14 protein-coding genes are annotated in these 15,756 nt (G+C 64.1%); 7 read left to right on the top strand and 7 right to left on the bottom strand.

The genetic code is table 11. The annotated features are described in order from the left end of the window. Positions 1-85: 85 nt before the first annotated feature. The 3 genes from FJ953_RS06570 to FJ953_RS06560 all read right to left on the bottom strand — a co-directional run bounded on the left by FJ953_RS06570 (position 86) and on the right by FJ953_RS06560 (position 4,709). Positions 86-1,135 carry an ABC transporter permease gene (locus FJ953_RS06570; protein WP_140623615.1) on the bottom strand — a complete coding sequence of 350 codons (1,050 nt, stop codon included), beginning with the start codon at positions 1,133-1,135 and terminating at the stop codon, positions 86-88. Continuing rightward, positions 1,132-3,612: an ATP-binding cassette domain-containing protein gene (locus tag FJ953_RS06565; protein WP_140514658.1), complete on the bottom strand. Its 2,481-nt coding sequence runs from the start codon at positions 3,610-3,612 to the stop codon at positions 1,132-1,134. The genes FJ953_RS06570 and FJ953_RS06565 overlap by 4 nt, the downstream gene beginning before the upstream one ends. 74 nt (positions 3,613-3,686) lie before the next feature. Beyond that, positions 3,687-4,709: an ABC transporter substrate-binding protein gene (locus FJ953_RS06560; protein WP_140520883.1), complete on the bottom strand. Its 1,023-nt coding sequence runs from the start codon at positions 4,707-4,709 to the stop codon at positions 3,687-3,689. Positions 4,710-5,068: 359 nt separating this feature from the next. Between FJ953_RS06560 and nanR the strand changes: the two genes are divergently transcribed. From nanR to FJ953_RS06540, 4 genes are all read left to right on the top strand, one after another. Continuing rightward, a complete protein-coding gene (nanR, locus tag FJ953_RS06555) occupies positions 5,069-5,782 on the top strand; it encodes a transcriptional regulator NanR (RefSeq protein ID WP_140497819.1) in 714 nt (237 codons plus the stop codon). 105 nt (positions 5,783-5,887) lie between these two features. Then, positions 5,888-7,150: a ribulose-bisphosphate carboxylase large subunit family protein gene (locus tag FJ953_RS06550; RefSeq protein ID WP_181171567.1), complete on the top strand. Its 1,263-nt coding sequence runs from the start codon at positions 5,888-5,890 to the stop codon at positions 7,148-7,150. Between the two features lie 45 nt (positions 7,151-7,195). Then, positions 7,196-8,041 (top strand): phosphogluconate dehydrogenase C-terminal domain-containing protein, encoded by an 846-nt coding sequence (locus FJ953_RS06545; protein WP_140514663.1) that lies wholly within the window; start codon positions 7,196-7,198, stop codon positions 8,039-8,041. Between the two features lie 60 nt (positions 8,042-8,101). Beyond that, positions 8,102-8,902 (top strand): sugar phosphate isomerase/epimerase, encoded by an 801-nt coding sequence (locus tag FJ953_RS06540; protein ID WP_181171568.1) that lies wholly within the window; start codon positions 8,102-8,104, stop codon positions 8,900-8,902. A 37-nt stretch (positions 8,903-8,939) separates the two neighbouring features. Here the strand turns inward: FJ953_RS06540 and mtnA are convergent, their stop codons facing one another. Beyond that, the gene (gene mtnA, locus FJ953_RS06535) at positions 8,940-10,034 is read right to left on the bottom strand and encodes an S-methyl-5-thioribose-1-phosphate isomerase (protein ID WP_140623611.1); all 1,095 of its coding nucleotides are present in this window, start codon (positions 10,032-10,034) and stop codon (positions 8,940-8,942) included. After that, positions 10,031-11,302, bottom strand: a complete 1,272-nt coding sequence (gene mtnK / locus FJ953_RS06530; RefSeq protein ID WP_140623609.1) for an S-methyl-5-thioribose kinase — start codon at positions 11,300-11,302, stop codon at positions 10,031-10,033. Before mtnK ends, mtnA begins: the two co-directional genes overlap by 4 nt. Before the next feature lie 134 nt (positions 11,303-11,436). On the opposite strand from mtnK, the gene FJ953_RS06525 reads away from it, so the two are divergent. From FJ953_RS06525 to FJ953_RS06515, 3 genes are all read left to right on the top strand, one after another. After that, a complete protein-coding gene (locus FJ953_RS06525) occupies positions 11,437-12,948 on the top strand; it encodes a sugar ABC transporter ATP-binding protein (RefSeq protein ID WP_140623607.1) in 1,512 nt (503 codons plus the stop codon). A gap of 92 nt (positions 12,949-13,040) precedes the next feature. Next, positions 13,041-14,036, top strand: a complete 996-nt coding sequence (locus FJ953_RS06520) for an ABC transporter permease (protein ID WP_140623605.1) — start codon at positions 13,041-13,043, stop codon at positions 14,034-14,036. 40 nt (positions 14,037-14,076) lie between these two features. Continuing rightward, positions 14,077-15,129 carry a substrate-binding domain-containing protein gene (locus FJ953_RS06515; protein ID WP_140623603.1) on the top strand — a complete coding sequence of 351 codons (1,053 nt, stop codon included), beginning with the start codon at positions 14,077-14,079 and terminating at the stop codon, positions 15,127-15,129. Positions 15,130-15,203: 74 nt separating this feature from the next. On the opposite strand, the gene FJ953_RS06510 is transcribed toward FJ953_RS06515, so the two are convergent. Then, on the bottom strand, positions 15,204-15,476 hold the full coding sequence (locus FJ953_RS06510) for a type II toxin-antitoxin system YafQ family toxin (protein ID WP_140514670.1): 273 nt from the start codon (positions 15,474-15,476) through the stop codon (positions 15,204-15,206). 1 nt (position 15,477) lies between these two features. Continuing rightward, a complete protein-coding gene (locus FJ953_RS06505; RefSeq protein ID WP_140514672.1) occupies positions 15,478-15,735 on the bottom strand; it encodes a type II toxin-antitoxin system RelB/DinJ family antitoxin in 258 nt (85 codons plus the stop codon). Positions 15,736-15,756 lie beyond the last annotated feature (21 nt).

Below are 15,756 nucleotides of genomic sequence, written 5' to 3'. Positions count from 1 at the left end.
TTGAACGATGGTTTCGCCAATCGTCACCTTATATACTGGTATGATCACTCTACCATCTTGGCAAGAGAAATCATTCTCTGCTTTGTCACTGCGGCCTGATTGCCGCAGCGCCCGCCTCGGGTTTCGCCGTGCCGTCGCCGGCAGCGCTTTCGAGGGCGGCGGGGTCGACGTCGGCGCGCCGCGACAGCACCTGCCGGCCGGCCAGCGCCAGCACGAAAATGACGACGATGCCCTGGACGATGTCCTGCGCGCCGGGCGGCAGGCCGATGATCTGCATGGTCGTGACGATGAGGATCAAAAGGATGCTGGCGAACAATGTGCCGAGCGCCGTCGCGGAGCCGCCGAAGATCAGCGTCCCGCCCAGCACCACCGCGGCGATGGATTGCAGGAGATAGGGCTGGCCCATTTCAAGAAAGGCGCCGCCGATATAGGCGCCCAGCAGCAGCCCGTTGAGCGAGGCCAGCACCGAGGAGATGATGAAGGCCGAGGCGATGACCCGGTTGTTGCGGATCGCTGCCAGCCGCGCCGCCGCGCGGTTCTGGCCGACTGCCGAGAGCAGTTGCCCGTAAACGGTATAGCGTAGCACGAACGACGTTGCGGCGACGCCCAGGATGGCGATGACTGCCATGATCGGCACGCCCGCGACGCGGCCCGTGGCCAGCGTCTTCAACAGCGGACTGACGGCGAAGCCCGATATCGCGCGGTTCGACAGCAGCGTTGCGGTTGCCAGCACATAGCCCGTCGCCAGCGTGGCGATGATGGCCGGTATGTTCAGCCCGACGACGAGCAGCGCGTTGAGAGCGCCGACCGCAAGGCCGAGCAGGATCGCGGCGCCGACGCCGACGGCGAGGTTGGCGTCCTGGCCCTTGATGGTCAGCAGCGCCACGAAGGCGCTGAGCGTGATCACCGAGGCCACGGAAAGGTCGATATTGCCGCGCCCGGTGGTGACGACGAACATCTGGCCGATGCCGACGACCGTTAGGAACGAGGCCGACAGAACGATGCCCGACAGGCTGGAGAGGCTGAAGCGGTTGGTGACGATGGACAGCACCAGCCAGAGCAGCAGCACCCCGATCGCCGACCAGATCCAGCGGTTTTTCTGCGCCCAAGGGCTGAAGGCGGCAAACGCGTTCATTGTTCGCTCCTGCGGTCCGCGGTCAGGCTGCGCAAGGTCAGCAGCGCGATGAGGATCAATCCCTGCGTCGCCGCATTGAAGTCGCTGCTCACGCTCAGCGTGCCGAGCAGGGCGCCGATCAACGCCAGCGTGACCGCGCCGGCGACGGCGCCGACCGGCGAGATGACGCCGCCCAACAGCGAACAGCCGCCCATCACCACGGCGGCGACGCTGAGCAGGGTGAATGAATTGCCGGAATTGATGTCGCTCGCCGTATTGATCGCCGTCAGCGACAGGCCGGCGGCGGCGGCGAACAGCCCGGCGACGAGGTAGCGCACCAGCGCGTAGCGCGTCGGCGACCAGCCGGAACGGATCATCGCGGTCGGATTGTTGCCGAAACCGCGCAGCACCACGCCGAGCGGCAGCCGGTCGATCACGAACACCACGATTGCCACCGCGGCGATGAGGATGATCGAGGTTGGCACGAAGCCGAGCGACCAGTTGAACATTGCCGACAGCCATTCGGGGCTGGCGCCGCCCGGCGTCGGCTGCAGCGCATAGCCTATCCCGACCCAGATGAAGGACGCGCCCAGCGTGACGACGATGGCCGGGATCTTGCGCGCCTGGATCAGGCCGCCGAGGCCGGCATAGGCGGCGATCGCCGCAGCCAGCGCCAGCGCGCCGAGCCACGGCTGGTCGTAGAGCAGCGTGGCGCTGAGCACGCTGACGAGCCCCGCGAACGCGCCGACGCCGAGGTCGATCTCGCTGCCGCCGACGATGAACATCTGCGCCGCGGTCACCAGTACCAGCGACAGCGCCGGCATCAGCAAGAGGTCGAGCCCGAAAATGGAGGCGACCGCCGGATTGGCCGAAATCATCACCGCCAGCACGGCGGCGAGGCCGATGAAGGGGGCAGCATTCACCAGCCTGCGGGCAAGCCCGGCGCCGGCAGCGCCGCTGCGTCCCGCACTGGCGGCTTTGTCCGTCTGCTGGGCAAAGGACGCTCCAACGACGGCTGATTCCGTGATCGCCTCGCCGGCCAGTTCCTTGACGATGCAGCCGCCTGAAAACACCAGCACGCGGTCGCAGGCCAGGAGTTCGGCATCTTCGGTCGTGTGCCAGATGAGCGTGCGCCCGCCTCGCGCAATGTCGTTGCAGAGGCGGTAGAAGTCCTGCTTGGTGGCGATGTCGACGCCGCGTGTCGGGTCGTCGAGCAGGACGATCGGCGTGTCGGCGACGAGCGCCCGGGCGACGAGCGCCTTCTGCTGGTTGCCGCCGCTGAGCTCCAATATGTTGGATCCGAAGCGGGTTTCGTCGAGCCGCAGCCGGCCGGCGGCATCCGCCGCTGCCGCGCGGTTGGCGCGGTCCGAGACCAGGCCCAGCGCCGGGCGGCGTGCCAGGGCGCCGATGCTGATGTTCCCAAGCACGCTCCACAAGGGGAACACGCCTTCCTTCTGGCGGTCGCCCGCGATGAAACCGGCTTCACCGTTCCTGGCGACGGCCGCATCCGTTCCGGAATCGGGCTTGAAGATTGCGTGCAGCAACTCCTTCTGGCCGCTGCCTTCGAGGCCTGCCAATCCGATGATTTCACCGCGGCCGATCTCGATGTCGCGGCCGAGTTCGGCCGTCAGGAACCCGGACAATCGCACCAGCGCTTCGCGGCTGCCGGTGGTGGCGGTACCATGCTGGTGGATCGAGTTGGCGTCGCCCCCCATGAGTTGCACCAGCCTGCCGATCGACGTCTCGGCCACATCGCCGCGCCAGGCGGTGCGTCCATTGCGCAGCACGACCACCTGGGTGGCGATGTCGATGATTTCCTGAAGCTTGTGGCTGATGAAGATGAAGGCGAGGCCGGATTTGGCCCGCTCGCGGATGAAGGCCCGCAACTGTCTCGAGCGATCGAGATCGAGCGAGGAGGTCGGTTCGTCAAGAACGATCAGCTTGACACCGGGGGTCGCGGCGGCGCGCGCAATCTCGACCATTTGCCGTTCGGCGATGGAGAGGTGGCCGACTTCGGCATTCACATCGATGCCGTTTGCGGGGAAGACGGCGTCCAGCGCCGAGCGGGCGCGCGCCCTGTAGAGTGCCCGCCAGCCCGGCCGGTTGGCGGCATCCGCCGGAATTTCCAGGAAGAAGTTTTCGGCCACCGAGAGGTTGGCGCACAGCGACAATTCCTGGTGCACCATGCGGATGCCGCGGCGCTGTGCTTCCGCCGTGTCGTAGCCGGCGAAGCCGATATTCTGGCCGGCAAACGAAATCGAGCCCAGGGTCGGCCACATCGCCCCGCACAGGATGCGCATCAGCGTCGATTTGCCGGCGCCGTTGCCGCCGACCAGCCCGATGATCTCGCCGGTGGAGACGGCGAGGTCGATCTCTGCATTCGCCAGCGTCGGTCCGAAGCTCTTGGTGATCCCGGAAAGCGAAACAACGCTCTGCCGGGTCGGATCGGCGAGCACCGCGGCGGCTGCGCCTTCCGGGGCTACGGCGAGATGGGACATTCGTCCTCCGTTTCTTCACGGGCAGGGACCGGGCGCGGCCGTTCCGCGGCGCCCGGTCCCTGGCATTGCCAACCTTACTTGCTCAGCAGGTTCTGCTTGACCCAGTCGAGCGAATAGCTGGGGCTGATGATCTGGCCGCCAGGCAGCTTTGCATATTCCTTGAGGTTGCCGGCATCGACGGTGGCCACCGGCATGATCATCATCTTGGGTGCCTTGGCGCCCTTGAGCAGCGACAGGCCGAGCCAGAACGCGGCGCCGCCAATACCGGGCGTGGTGTTCATCGAGACTGTCTGGTAGCCGTTCTTGGCGTTCTCCTCGGCCCACCATTTGACGAAGTCGGTGCCGCCGCCGCCTTCGATGATCGGCATCTTGCCGGCATAGTCGCCGCCATACTGGACGAACGCCTGGGCGATGCCGACATCGTCGCTGCCGCCTTGTGCGAGCACGGCGTCGACATGCGGCAGGGAGGGCAGCACGTTGGCGATGGCCGCCTGTGCGACCGACGCGGTCGCCTGGCCATAGACCGTGGCGACAACCTTGATATCCGGATATTTGGCCAGCACCGACTGTTGCGCGTTGAACATGTCGTTGTCGGGCGCCGAACCCTTGACGCCGCGCACCTGGATGACGTTGCCCTTGCCGCCGATCATCTTGAAGACGGCCTCGGCCTGGGCTGCCTTGTAGCCCTTGAAGTCGAAGTTGAGCTGGTAGTTGCAGGGCGCCGAGGCGACCGAATCGAACGAAACGACGATGATGCCGGCCTTGCAGGCTTTTTCGATGATCCCGTTGACCGCGGTTTCCGACGCGGCATCGACGGCGAGCACGTCGACCTTCTTGAGGATCAGCTCGGCGATCTGGCTGTTCTGCTGCGCCACCGAGCCGTCGCCGTTCATGACGATGTAGTCGGCAATCTGACCGGCCGCCTTGGCTTCCTTGGCCGAGGCTTCGAAAGCCTCCACCATCTGGTGCCGCCAGGTGTTGCCGTAATAGGCGTTGGCGAGCGCGATCACCGGCGCATCCGGTGACGCCATTGCCGGCACAGCCGAGACGCTGACTAGCGCGGCGCCGGCAAGCGCCGCCACGGTTGAAAACTTCATGATATTTTCCTCCCAAAAAACACCGGCCGATACGTCGGCCTTCTGCCATTCCGTTACGACATCCTCCGAAAGACGCCATACCAGCTACATGTTATACCAGCATACCAAATAGGCAAGCGGGCACCGGAACCTCGATTGCCGAAACCTCCTTTGATTTAAGGACGAGACGAGCTCAGCCGTCGGCTTCGTTCTTTCCTTGGCCAAACGGAGCCGGCCTGCCCCGGCAACTGGCGACCGGTCCAAATCCGGCCGTAGACGGACGTTAGGTCATCATATATGTAATGTCAATCGATGGCGGGACCCTTGTCTGCCGACGCGACTCGGGATCGATTGTTCCGCGAACACCCAGGGAGGGACGGATGGAGCCGGTCCAGAAAAAGAAACTGTATGTGGAGGTGCTTGACCGGTTGATGGCGGCAATCTCGACATCCGAATTCCCGCCCGGCTCTCAATTGCCGTCGGAAAAGGAACTGATGACGATGATCGGCGTCGGCCGGCCCTCGATCCGGGAAGCGATGCTGTCGCTGCAGCAGATGGGACTTATCAGGATCTCGCACGGAGAACGTGCCCGCGTCATCAATCCGACGCCTGATGTCATCGTCGATCAGGTCTCAGCGGCGATGGTCATGATGCTGGCGACGAACTCTCGCGGGCTTGAAGAACTCAAGGAAGTCAGGCTCTTGCTGGAAACCGGCCTGGTTCGGATAGCCACGCGGCGCGCTACGGCCAAGAGTTTGGAACGCCTCGCGGAGACCTTGCGTCATTTGCGCGAGGCAAAGGGCGACCAAGCCCGGTTTGTAGCTGCCGACATGGAGTTCCACGCCGTCATTGCGGAGATGAGCGGCAATTCGATGATAGCGGCGGTGGCGAAGGGAATGCTCGAATGGCTGTCCCGTTTCAAGCGGGATCTGGTGGCGATGAAAGGCGCCGAGCGGCTGACGGTCGAGGAGCATGAGCGGATCTACAAGGCAATCGCCGGCGGCGATCCGGAAGGCGCGAGCGCGGCAATGGCCGACCACATTGGCCGCGCCAACGAGCTCTATTCGAAACTGGCCGGCGGCGGAGCCGGCTGAGCGGCCGCCGAAATTTTTTTGCCCGAGAAAACTCATATGATGACATGATTTCTTTTTGGTGCTAACGGTCACTCCGTGAACGTCATTCCAGTCGGGAAGCCTGCATTGTCCGGTCGCCTCCGCGCCACCTATCTGATCGAAACCCGCTACCCGCTGGAGGTTGCCGCGGCTGCGATGGCGGGCGAACAATCAAGCGGGACTTTCCGCGCCATACCCGGAGAAACGCCGGAGCTGCTGCGCAAGTTCGGAGCCCGCGTCGAATTCATCAGCGATGTTGCCGAGGTCGACAGCGAGGCGTTGCCGTTCTCGCGCTCGCCAAAAAATGCGACCGTGAGGCCGCGCCGGGCCAAGGTGGGCCTTTCCTGGAACATCGAGAATACGGGGACGGTGCTGGCTTCGGTCTGGTCGACGGTTCTCGGCAATCTGTTCGAGCTGCATCATTTCTCGGCCATGCGTCTCCTCGACGTTACCTTTCCCGATGCCTTCGCGGATGCCTATCCAGGGCCGGCCTTCGCCGTCGAGGGAACGCGTCGCCTGACGGGCGTCGAAGGACGCCCGCTGATCGGTACCATCGTCAAGCCGAGCGTTGGTCTTACCCCGCAGGAGACCGCGACCCTGGCCGACACGCTGATTGCCGCGGGTCTTGATTTCATCAAGGACGACGAATTGATGGGAGACCCTCCGCATTCGCCGTTCGAACACCGGTACGAAGCGGTCATGGCGGTGATAGACGGGCACGCCGACAGGACCGGGCGCAAGGTCATGTATGCGGCCAACATTTCCGGTGACATCGACGCCATGCGTCGCCAGCTGGATCTGATCGAGCGCCGTGGCGGGACCTGCGCCATGCTGGTCCTGAATTCCGTCGGCCTGTCCGCCGTCATCGAGATGCGTCGCCACTCCGCCGTTGCGCTGCACGGCCATCGGGCCGGCTGGGGCCTCTTCAGCCGCTCTCCCGATCTCGGCATGAGCTATCTCGCCTATCAGAAATTCTGGCGTCTGGCGGGCATCGACCACATGCACGTCAACGGGCTGTCCAACAAGTTCTGCGAGCCGGACGAATCGGTGATGGCGTCGGCCCATGGCTGTCTCACCCCGATGTTCGAGCGGGCTGGCCGTCCCGATACGGTCATGCCGGTGTTTTCGTCTGGACAGACCGCTGTGCAGGCGGCCGAGACCTATACGAGGCTCGGCTCGGACGATTTCATCTATTGCTGCGGCGGCGGGATCATGGCGCATCCAGGCGGGCCGGCCGCCGGCGTTCGAAGCCTGCATGATGCTTTCGAAGCCGCGGCGGCAGGGGTTCCCGCACGCGACTACGCCGCCACGCATCCGGAGCTCGAAGCCGCGCTGCAAGCGTTCGGCTGAATTTGCGCCATCGGCGCGCCATCAAGGCAAATGGGAGAGAAGCAAATGACGACATCCGTGGCGGTGCTTGGAGCCGGAGGGAAGATGGGCTTCCGCGTGACGCGCAAGCTTATCGAAGCGGGCTACGATGTCCGCGCCGTGGAGATCGGCGAGGCCGGCCGCAAGCGGCTGGGAGAGGCCGATATCGGCGCCGTCGCCATGGACGAGGGCATTCCCGGCGCCAAGGTGGTGGTAATGGCCCTGCCGGACAATATCATCGGCCAGGTGGCGCGGCAGATCTCGCCGATGCTTGCCGCGGGCACCATGATCCTCATTCTGGATGCGGCAGCGCCCTATGCCGGCGACTTGCCCGCGGATCGGCCGGATCTCACCTATTTCGTCGGCCATCCCTGCCATCCGCCGCTGTTCGGCGAAGAGACGGAATGGGCCGCGCGTCGCGATTACCATGGCGGCATCGCCAGGCAATCGATCGTCTGTGCCCTGATGCAAGGTCCGGAAGAGCACTATGCGCTTGGCGAGGAAGTGTGCAGGGCCATGTGGTCGCCGATCATCGACAGCCATCGCGTCACGGTCGAACAACTGGCGATCCTGGAGCCGGGCCTGTCCGAAATGGTGGCCATGCCCTTCGTCGACACCATGGTCGAGGCCGTCGAGGAGTGTGAGCGCAAATATGGCATTCCCAGACAGGCCGCGCTGGACTTCCTGATAGGCCATCTGAACGTCGAGATCGCCATGTGGTTCGGCTTCTCTCCGAAAGTGCCGTCCGATGCGGCGCTGAGGCTGATGCGATTCGCCAAAGGCGTCGTGGTCCGGGACGACTGGCGCGAAGCGCTCACACCGGCCAAGGTGAAGGAAGCTTCGGAATTGATCGTCTACGGCAAGGGAGCCTGAGCCCTGCCTTCGCCGGCCCGGATCATATCGGTATCGACCGCGCTCTTCGATGGCTATTCCATGGAATTGGCCATCGAGGAGATTGCGGCGGCCGGTGCCCTCCATGTCGAGCCGGCCTTCATTCGCGGCTATGTCGATTTCGATGAAGGCATGTTTGCGGCTGCGCACGCCGCGAAGCTGCGCCAGGCAGCGGAACATGCCGGGCTCGGGATCAATGCCGTGTCGGCTCATCTCGACCTGTCGGGGGCCGATGCCCCCGACGCCTTGTCCCGGCGCATCGGCTTTGCCGCCGGTCTTGGTGCGTCCTTCCTGATTACCAATGCCGGCCCGGCGAGAAACAGCGCGGCGATCCGCAAAACGATTGACGCCCTCCTGCCGAGGCTGGAGGAAGTCGGCATCGTCCTGGCGCTCGAGAATCCCGGACATGGCCAAGGCGATCTGCTCGGCAGCGCCCGGTTGGGGGCAGGCTTCATCCGTGACATCGGATCGCGGCACGTGCGCCTGAACCACGACGCCGGAAATGTCTTTACCTACAGCAACGAGACGGTGCAGCCGGCGCAAGATATCGCTGATGCCATCGATGCCGTTGGGCATGCTCATCTGAAGGATGTCGTCAGCACCGGGGAGGGATGGACATTTTGCGCCATCGGTGACGGCTCGATCGGCTACGAACCGTACTGGGCAACGCTTCCCGCGACGCTGCCGGTCAGCATCGAACTGCCATTGCGGCTGCGGCGCCCGCAGCACCGTGATCCCCAACGGCGGAGCGCGCCGGTGGATATCGCCACCATCCGGAGCGCGCTGCGGCGTTCACTGGATTTCGTCAATTCGCTGGAGATCGCAAAGAGCAGCACCTTCTGAACAGCGAAAGGTGGTTCCTTGCCTTTGCGAGAGCCGGCTATCCACGCTCCGGGAACATCGCCTTCAGCCCTTCACGCGAGGCCTTGGCGACGCCGCGTTCGGTGATCAGGCCGGTGACCAGCCGCGCCGGCGTCACGTCGAAGGCGGGGTTTGCCGCGGGCGTCGCTTCCGGCGAGACGCGCACCTGGGCGATCTCGCCGCTCGCGGTCTTGCCCCACACCAGCGAAACCTCGTCGCCGGAGCGTTCCTCGATCGGGATTTCGGCAAGTCCGTCGCCCACCGTCCAGTCGATGGTCGGCGAAGGCAGCGCAACGTAAAACGGCACGTCATTGTCTGCGGCGGCGAGTGCCTTCAAATAGGTGCCGATCTTGTTGCAGACGTCGCCGTCGGCCGTCGTGCGGTCGGTGCCGACGATGACCATGTCGATTGCGCCGCGCTGCATCAGATGGCCGCCGGCATTGTCGACGATCAGCGTATGCGGCACGCCGTGGCCGGCCATCTCCCAGGCCGTCAACTGGGCGCCCTGGTTGCGCGGCCGCGTCTCGTCGACATAGACATGGACCGGAATGCCGGCCTCCCTTGCCAGGTAGATCGGCGCGGTGGCCGTGCCGTAGTCGACGGTAGCCAGCCAGCCGGCGTTGCAATGGGTCAGGATGTTGACGGTTTCGCCCGGCTTTTTGCGCGCCGCGATGTCCTTGATGATGGCGAGACCGTTCTCGCCGATGGCGCGATTGAGCCCGACATCCTCGTTGGCGATCTCGCTGGCGCGACGATAGGCGGCTGCGGCGCGTTGTTCCGTCGGCAGCGGCCGCAGGAAGCGCCGCATCTCATCCAGCGCCCAGCGCAGATTGATCGCCGTGGGACGCGTCTCGTGGAGCGTCTCCCAGACGGCATCGAGCGCGGCATCCGCCGGATCGTCCGCCATCTGCATGGCAACGCCATAGGCAGCGGTCACACCGATCAGCGGCGCGCCGCGCACCCACATGTCGCAGATGGCGGTGGCGATGCCATTAACGGTGTCGACCTTCACGATACGGAAGTCATGCGGCAGCCAGCGCTGGTCGATGATCTCCACCGAGCGCCCATCGTCGCTCAGCCAGATGGTGCGATAGTGGCGCTCGCCGACGTTCAAATGCGGTTCTCCTGTTCGATCAGCGCGGCCAGGTTGTTGACCTCGTCGATGCTGTGAATATGACGCCTGTTGACGGCGATGTGGCGGCCGAACTTCAGCGCCCTCGCTTCACATGTGGCGCGCAGGTCTTCGTCGGCAATGGTTTCGAAATCGGCATTGTGGGCGAGGCCGAGGATGCGCCGGTGCACCTCGATGCCGGCAAAGCCGAGGAGGTCGTCCCAGATCTGGTGCAGCACATGGTCGAGCGCCTGCTCGGCGCCGAGCCTGTCGCCCTGATCCTCGAACAGGCTCTTTTGATAAAGCATGCCGTTGCGCTCCGTGCGCCATAGATGCGAGAATTCGGTGCGGAACACCGACCACGTCTGCGCCGTGACATCGAGCAGATAAGCGCGCATGGCGTCGCGCTTGCCGCTCTGCTCATGACCCCGCTGCGAGAAGAAGGCCATCCAGAAATTGGCGAGCAACATGCCGACGTCGAAGGCCATCGGCCCGTAGAAGGCGAATTCAGGGTCGATCATCCTGGTCTCTCTATCCGTGACCATGATCGAGCCGGAATGCAGGTCGCCATGCAGCAATGTCTCTGCATTGGCGGCGAAAAGATGCTTCAGGCGCTGCGCTTCCACCTTGAGGTCGCGGTCGGCGCGCAACTCGGCGACCAGGGCGTCGAGTTGCGGCGAAGTGTGCCGGTTCATCTTGGCGTCGAAATAGGGGTCGGAGAACACCAGGTTCTCGGTGATGTCGCACAGCTCGACATTGTCGGCGAACAGCGCCAGGTCCGCCTTGCGATCCTTGGTCACCATCGAGAAGTCGGAGCCGCGGAACAGGGTGCGGGCCATGAACAGCCCGATATCCCTGGCAATGTTCGGCAATTGCCGGCCCTCGATCAGCGCCCGCCGCAAAATGATGTGCGGCGACAGATACTCCATGATGATCAGCGCCTGGGTCTCGTCGAAATGGTAGATGGCCGGCACCGAGCCCGGCGCGCGCGCCTCCTGCCGCGTGAGCGCGTGATATTCGAAGAAGGAACGCTTCAGCGGCAGCGGCCAGCTGTCGCCGACCAGCCGGACATAGGGCAGGGCCTGCTTGACGACCGCCGCGCCCTTGCCGCCCTCGACGATGAAGACGAGATTCAGATTGCCATCGCCGACCTCGCGCACCTTCCAGCGGCTGGTGTCCTCGCCGATGCGCTGGGTGAGCGCCTCGTTGCTGCCGAGCCGCCTGGCGAGCGTCTCCACCGACAGTGCTTCGAACGGCGTCTTCCCGGTCATCCTCACCTCTCCTGCTCGTCCCCTATAATAGCGGAGCCACGGCGGCGGGGCCAAGCTAGGTAGCGCTCTGGCAATTGTCAATCGTGTTGACAATTGCCGATGTAGCCCATAGCGTCACCGTCAGGGAGGAACGCATGGTCGGCAATGCCGTGTTCCGCGTAGAGGGACTGAGGAAATCCTTTGGCCGCAACGAGGTGCTTGGCGGCGTCTCGCTCGAACTCCATGCCGGTGAAGTGACCGTCCTGATGGGTGCCAACGGCGCCGGCAAATCCACCCTCGTCAAGATCGTCAGCGGCGTCTACGAGCGCGACGGCGGCACCGTGACCCTGGCCGGCCAGGACTTTGCGCCGGGAAGACCGGCGGAAGCGATCCGCGCTGGCGTCGTCACCGTTCACCAGAACATCAATGACGGTGTCGTCGCCGACCTTGACGTGGCGACCAACCTGACATTGGACAGGCTGAGCGGCAGTGGCGCCCCGGTGCTCTTCAACCCGGTCCGTGTGCGTCGCGAGGCCAAGGCGGTTGCCGACCGCATGGACCTGGCGATCGACTTGAAGGCGCGCGTCAGCGATCTCTCGCTGGCCGATCGCCAGATGGTGGCGATTGCCCGCGCGCTGGCACATCAGCCGAAAGTGCTGATCCTCGACGAACCGACCTCATCGCTATCGAGCGCCGAAGCCGATCGGCTTTTTGCGCTGGTCGACAGGCTGCGCGCGCAAGGCGTGGCGATCCTCTATATCTCGCACCGCATGTCCGACATAAGGCGGCTTGCCGACCGCATCGTCTCGATGCGCGACGGCGCCGTGTCCGGCGTCTTCGACAAGAAGCCGCTCGACTACGAAGGCGCGGTCAATGCCATGCTCGGCCGCAAGATCCACCTCGACCAGATCGTCGTCAGGCATTCGGCCCGGGCGGTGCTGACCGTCGAGGGCCTGCGTATCGCCCAGGGCGCCAGGCCGATATCGCTGACGCTTGGCGACGGCGAGGTCGTTGCCGTCACCGGGCTGGTCGGCGTCGGCAAGACAGCACTTGCCGAGACGCTGTTCGGCGTGCGCAGGCCGCTCGCCGGCACCATGACGATGAACGGCAAACCCTACGCGCCGCGCTCGGCCGGCGATGCGATCGCCGCCGGCGTCTTCCTCGTCGCCAAGGATCGCGCCACTAGCGGCATCGTCGGCGGCTTCAACATCGAGCGCAATGTCAGCCTGCCGTTTCTGAGAAGGATGTCGAACCTGGGCGTGCTCAAGCGCCGCCTGGAACGCGCCACGGCGCGCCGGCAGATCCAGGAATTGGGCATCGTCTGCCGCTCCGAGAAGGACGAAATGTCGGCATTGTCCGGCGGCAACCAGCAGAAGGTGATGGTCGCCCGCTGGATGGCGCAGGATGCAAGCCTGTTCATTCTCGATGAGCCGTTTCAGGGCGTCGACATCTCTGCGAGGCGCGACATCGCCGCCAAGCTGAGGGCAAGCGCCAATGGCCGCGCGACGCTTTTGTTCGTCACCGAACTCGACGAGGCGCTGGAGACGGCCGACCGTATCCTGGTGATGTCGGAGCAGACCATCGTCGGCGAACACCGCAACGCGGACATCGATCTCGATCGCCTGCTGGCCGAGGTGGCCGGCGGGCTGCCGCACCGCGCGGCTTGACCGGCTGGAATTGAAGAGCTGACGATGACAATTGGAATGGAGAGCATGGGTTCGAGTTGGGTAAAAACGGCAGCGGCGCGCGGGGGCGCTGAATGACGCAGCGCAACCACGCCATCCGCTACGGTTTCATCGTCCTGTTGTTTGGGCTCGTCGCTTATTTCGCGATTGCCGCCGACGGTTTCATTTCGCCGCAAAGCGCGGTCTTCATCTTCCAGTCGGTCGCTATCACCGGCGTGCTGGCGCTTGGCGTCACCGCCACGCTGGTCGTTGGCGGCTTCGACCTGTCGATCGGCTCGGTCGCCACGTCAGCCATGATGGCTGCGGCCTATGTGATGGTGGTGCTGGAGCAGAACGCTGTCGTCGCGGTCATCGTCTGCCTGCTGATCGGCGTTATTGTTGGGCTCATCAATGGTTGGCTGATCGTCTATATGCGCGTGCCGGACCTGCTGGCGACGCTCGGCATGATGTTCCTGCTGGTCGGCCTGCAGCGCATCCCGACCGAAGGCCGCTCGATCGCCACGGGCATGACCATGCCCGACGGGTCGGTCGCCAACGGCAAGTTCGGCGAGGCGTTCCTGGCGCTCGGCCGCCACCGCTTCGACTTCTTCATTCCCAATCTCGTTCCGGTCTCGGTCGTCGTCCTGGCGGTGCTCGCGGTGCTGATCTGGTTCTTCCTCGAATACACCCGCTTCGGCCGCATGATGTATGCAGTCGGCTCCAATGAGCGCGCCGCCGAACTCGCCGGCGCGCCTGTCAAGGCATACAAAATCTGGGCCTATATCATTTCAGGAGTTTTTGCCTCGATCGGCGGTATTTTGCTCGCCGCCCGGCTTGGACGCGGCGACATCGCTTCGGGTAATAATCTGCTGCTCGACGCCGTCGCCGCGGCGCTCATCGGCTACGCGGTGCTAGGCGCCGCCAAGCCGAACGCGTTCGGCACGGCTGTCGGCGCCGTCTTCGTCGGTGTCCTGCTGCAGGGCCTGACGATGATGAACGCGCCGTACTACACGCAGGATTTCATCAAGGGCGCCGTTCTGGTCTTCGCCCTTGTCTTCACCTTCGCTCTTTCCGGCAGGGGCAGGACATAGATTTCGACCGGGTTGCATTTCAACAAGTGGAGGAAACGACGTGAACATCACAAGAAGACTTTTGGGCAAGGCAGCGCTCGGGCTCGCCGGCGCGGCGTTGCTGGTGCAAGGGACGGCCCTGGCTGCCGATCGCCCGGCGCCGTTCGACAAGCCAGGCGTCAAGATCGCTTTGGTGCGCTATCTCTCGACCGGTGACTTCTTCCAGGCCTATCTGTCCGGCGTCGAGGCGCAGGCCAAGGCCCTCGGCGTCGACCTGCGCGTGCTCGACAGCCGCCAGGACGCCGCCCTCCAGGCCGACATGGTCGACCAGGCCATCGCGCTCGGCGTGCAGGGTATCATCATCCAGCACGGCCTGACGGAATCGATGAAGGACGCCGCCCAGCGCGCGGTCGACGCAGGCATCAAGGTGGTCGCTTTCGACGTCAACGTCGAAAACCCCAAGATCCCGCAGATCGAGCAGTCAGACCGCGACCTTGCGCGCCTCGCGCTCGAGCAGGCGGTCAAGGACAATGGCGAGAGCTGGAAGGCCGGCTATGTCTATGTCGCGGGCATAGCCCCGCTCGACCGCCGCAATGAAACATGGGTCGACGTGAAGAAGAAATATTCGGGCATCAACGAAGTCGCCATGTTCGGCACGCTGGACAACCCGATCGCCAACTCGGTCGCCAACCAGGCGCGCTCGGTGCTGACCGCCCATCCCGACATCAAGGTGATGTTTGCTCCCTATGACGAGTTCGCCAAGGGCGTGAAGATCGCCGTCGACGAGGCGGGCCTGAACAAGGACATCAAGATCTATTCGGCCGACATCTCGACCTCCGACATTGCGGCGATGCGCGAGCCCGACAGCGCCTGGGCGGCAACCGCGGCCACCAATCCGGCCGTCGTCGGCCAGGTCTCGGTGCGTGCGCTGGCGCAGCTGCTGGCCGGCGAAGACCCCGGACACAACGTCGTCGTGCCGCCGACGCTGATCACCCAGAAGGACCTTCTCGACAAGGACATCAAGAATATGGAGGACCTGTCGGCCAAGCTGCCGCAGTTCGCCCATGCCGATGTCGCCATGCCGGCCTGGATGCCGAACCCGAACGCGAAGTAGGCCAATCGATATTGCAATTCGCTCACACTTGGAACAGCCGCTTGCAGCAACTGCAGGCGGCTTTTTTGCTGTCTTCATTCGTTGAACAGATCGGAGTAGGAGCCGGTGCGGGCAAGCCGCAGCTCATCGTCGGCAATGCGGTAGATCAAGAGCCAATCAGGTTCTACATGCGCATCCCGATAGTCTTTCCAGTCGCCTTTTAGAGGGTGATCCTTATAACGCGCCGGCAGTTCCAGTCCGGCGATGAGCAGGCCCAACAACTCGCGCAATTTATCGAGATCTTTGCCACGCTTCTCCATGCGCTTAACGTCCCTGCGGAATTGCCCGGAGTGAACGGGCGTCGGCATGTCAGATGCCCAGATCCTTGAACAATTCGTCGGCTGACGCGAAACGCTTGCCTTTGCCTTTTTCCAATTCGGCAATGGCCTTTTGGGTGGTTGCGTTCGGCACCTTCACCGGAAAGGGAAATTCCTTGTCGGCGGCGACGCGGACCAGCAGCAGGCGAATGGCGTCGGAGACCGACAGTCCCATTGCCGCCAGGGCTTCGGTAGCCTGGACCTTTGTCGCGGCATCAATTCGAGCGCGGACAACCGTATCCGTAGCCATGTTGCGACTCCTTACTGTTGA

This window comes from Mesorhizobium sp. B2-3-6 (assembly GCF_006442305.1).
Lineage (GTDB): Bacteria > Pseudomonadota > Alphaproteobacteria > Rhizobiales > Rhizobiaceae > Mesorhizobium.
Note: the sequence above shows the minus strand (reverse complement) of the source record. Positions and strands in the feature narration are given on the sequence as shown.

What these genes read in the sequence shown, in the direction of transcription:
- FJ953_RS06570 (WP_140623615.1), bottom strand. Translation starts at nt 1,135, where the DNA reads ATGAACGCGTTTGCCGCCTTCAGCCCTTGGGCGCAGAAAAACCGCTGG.
- FJ953_RS06565 (WP_140514658.1), bottom strand. Translation starts at nt 3,612, where the DNA reads ATGTCCCATCTCGCCGTAGCCCCGGAAGGCGCAGCCGCCGCGGTGCTC.
- FJ953_RS06560 (WP_140520883.1), bottom strand. Translation starts at nt 4,709, where the DNA reads ATGAAGTTTTCAACCGTGGCGGCGCTTGCCGGCGCCGCGCTAGTCAGC.
- nanR (WP_140497819.1), top strand. Translation starts at nt 5,069, where the DNA reads ATGGAGCCGGTCCAGAAAAAGAAACTGTATGTGGAGGTGCTTGACCGG.
- FJ953_RS06545 (WP_140514663.1), top strand. Translation starts at nt 7,196, where the DNA reads ATGACGACATCCGTGGCGGTGCTTGGAGCCGGAGGGAAGATGGGCTTC.
- FJ953_RS06540 (WP_181171568.1), top strand. Translation starts at nt 8,102, where the DNA reads ATGGAATTGGCCATCGAGGAGATTGCGGCGGCCGGTGCCCTCCATGTC.
- mtnK (WP_140623609.1), bottom strand. Translation starts at nt 11,302, where the DNA reads ATGACCGGGAAGACGCCGTTCGAAGCACTGTCGGTGGAGACGCTCGCC.
- FJ953_RS06525 (WP_140623607.1), top strand. Translation starts at nt 11,437, where the DNA reads ATGGTCGGCAATGCCGTGTTCCGCGTAGAGGGACTGAGGAAATCCTTT.
- FJ953_RS06520 (WP_140623605.1), top strand. Translation starts at nt 13,041, where the DNA reads ATGACGCAGCGCAACCACGCCATCCGCTACGGTTTCATCGTCCTGTTG.
- FJ953_RS06510 (WP_140514670.1), bottom strand. Translation starts at nt 15,476, where the DNA reads ATGCCGACGCCCGTTCACTCCGGGCAATTCCGCAGGGACGTTAAGCGC.
- FJ953_RS06505 (WP_140514672.1), bottom strand. Translation starts at nt 15,735, where the DNA reads ATGGCTACGGATACGGTTGTCCGCGCTCGAATTGATGCCGCGACAAAG.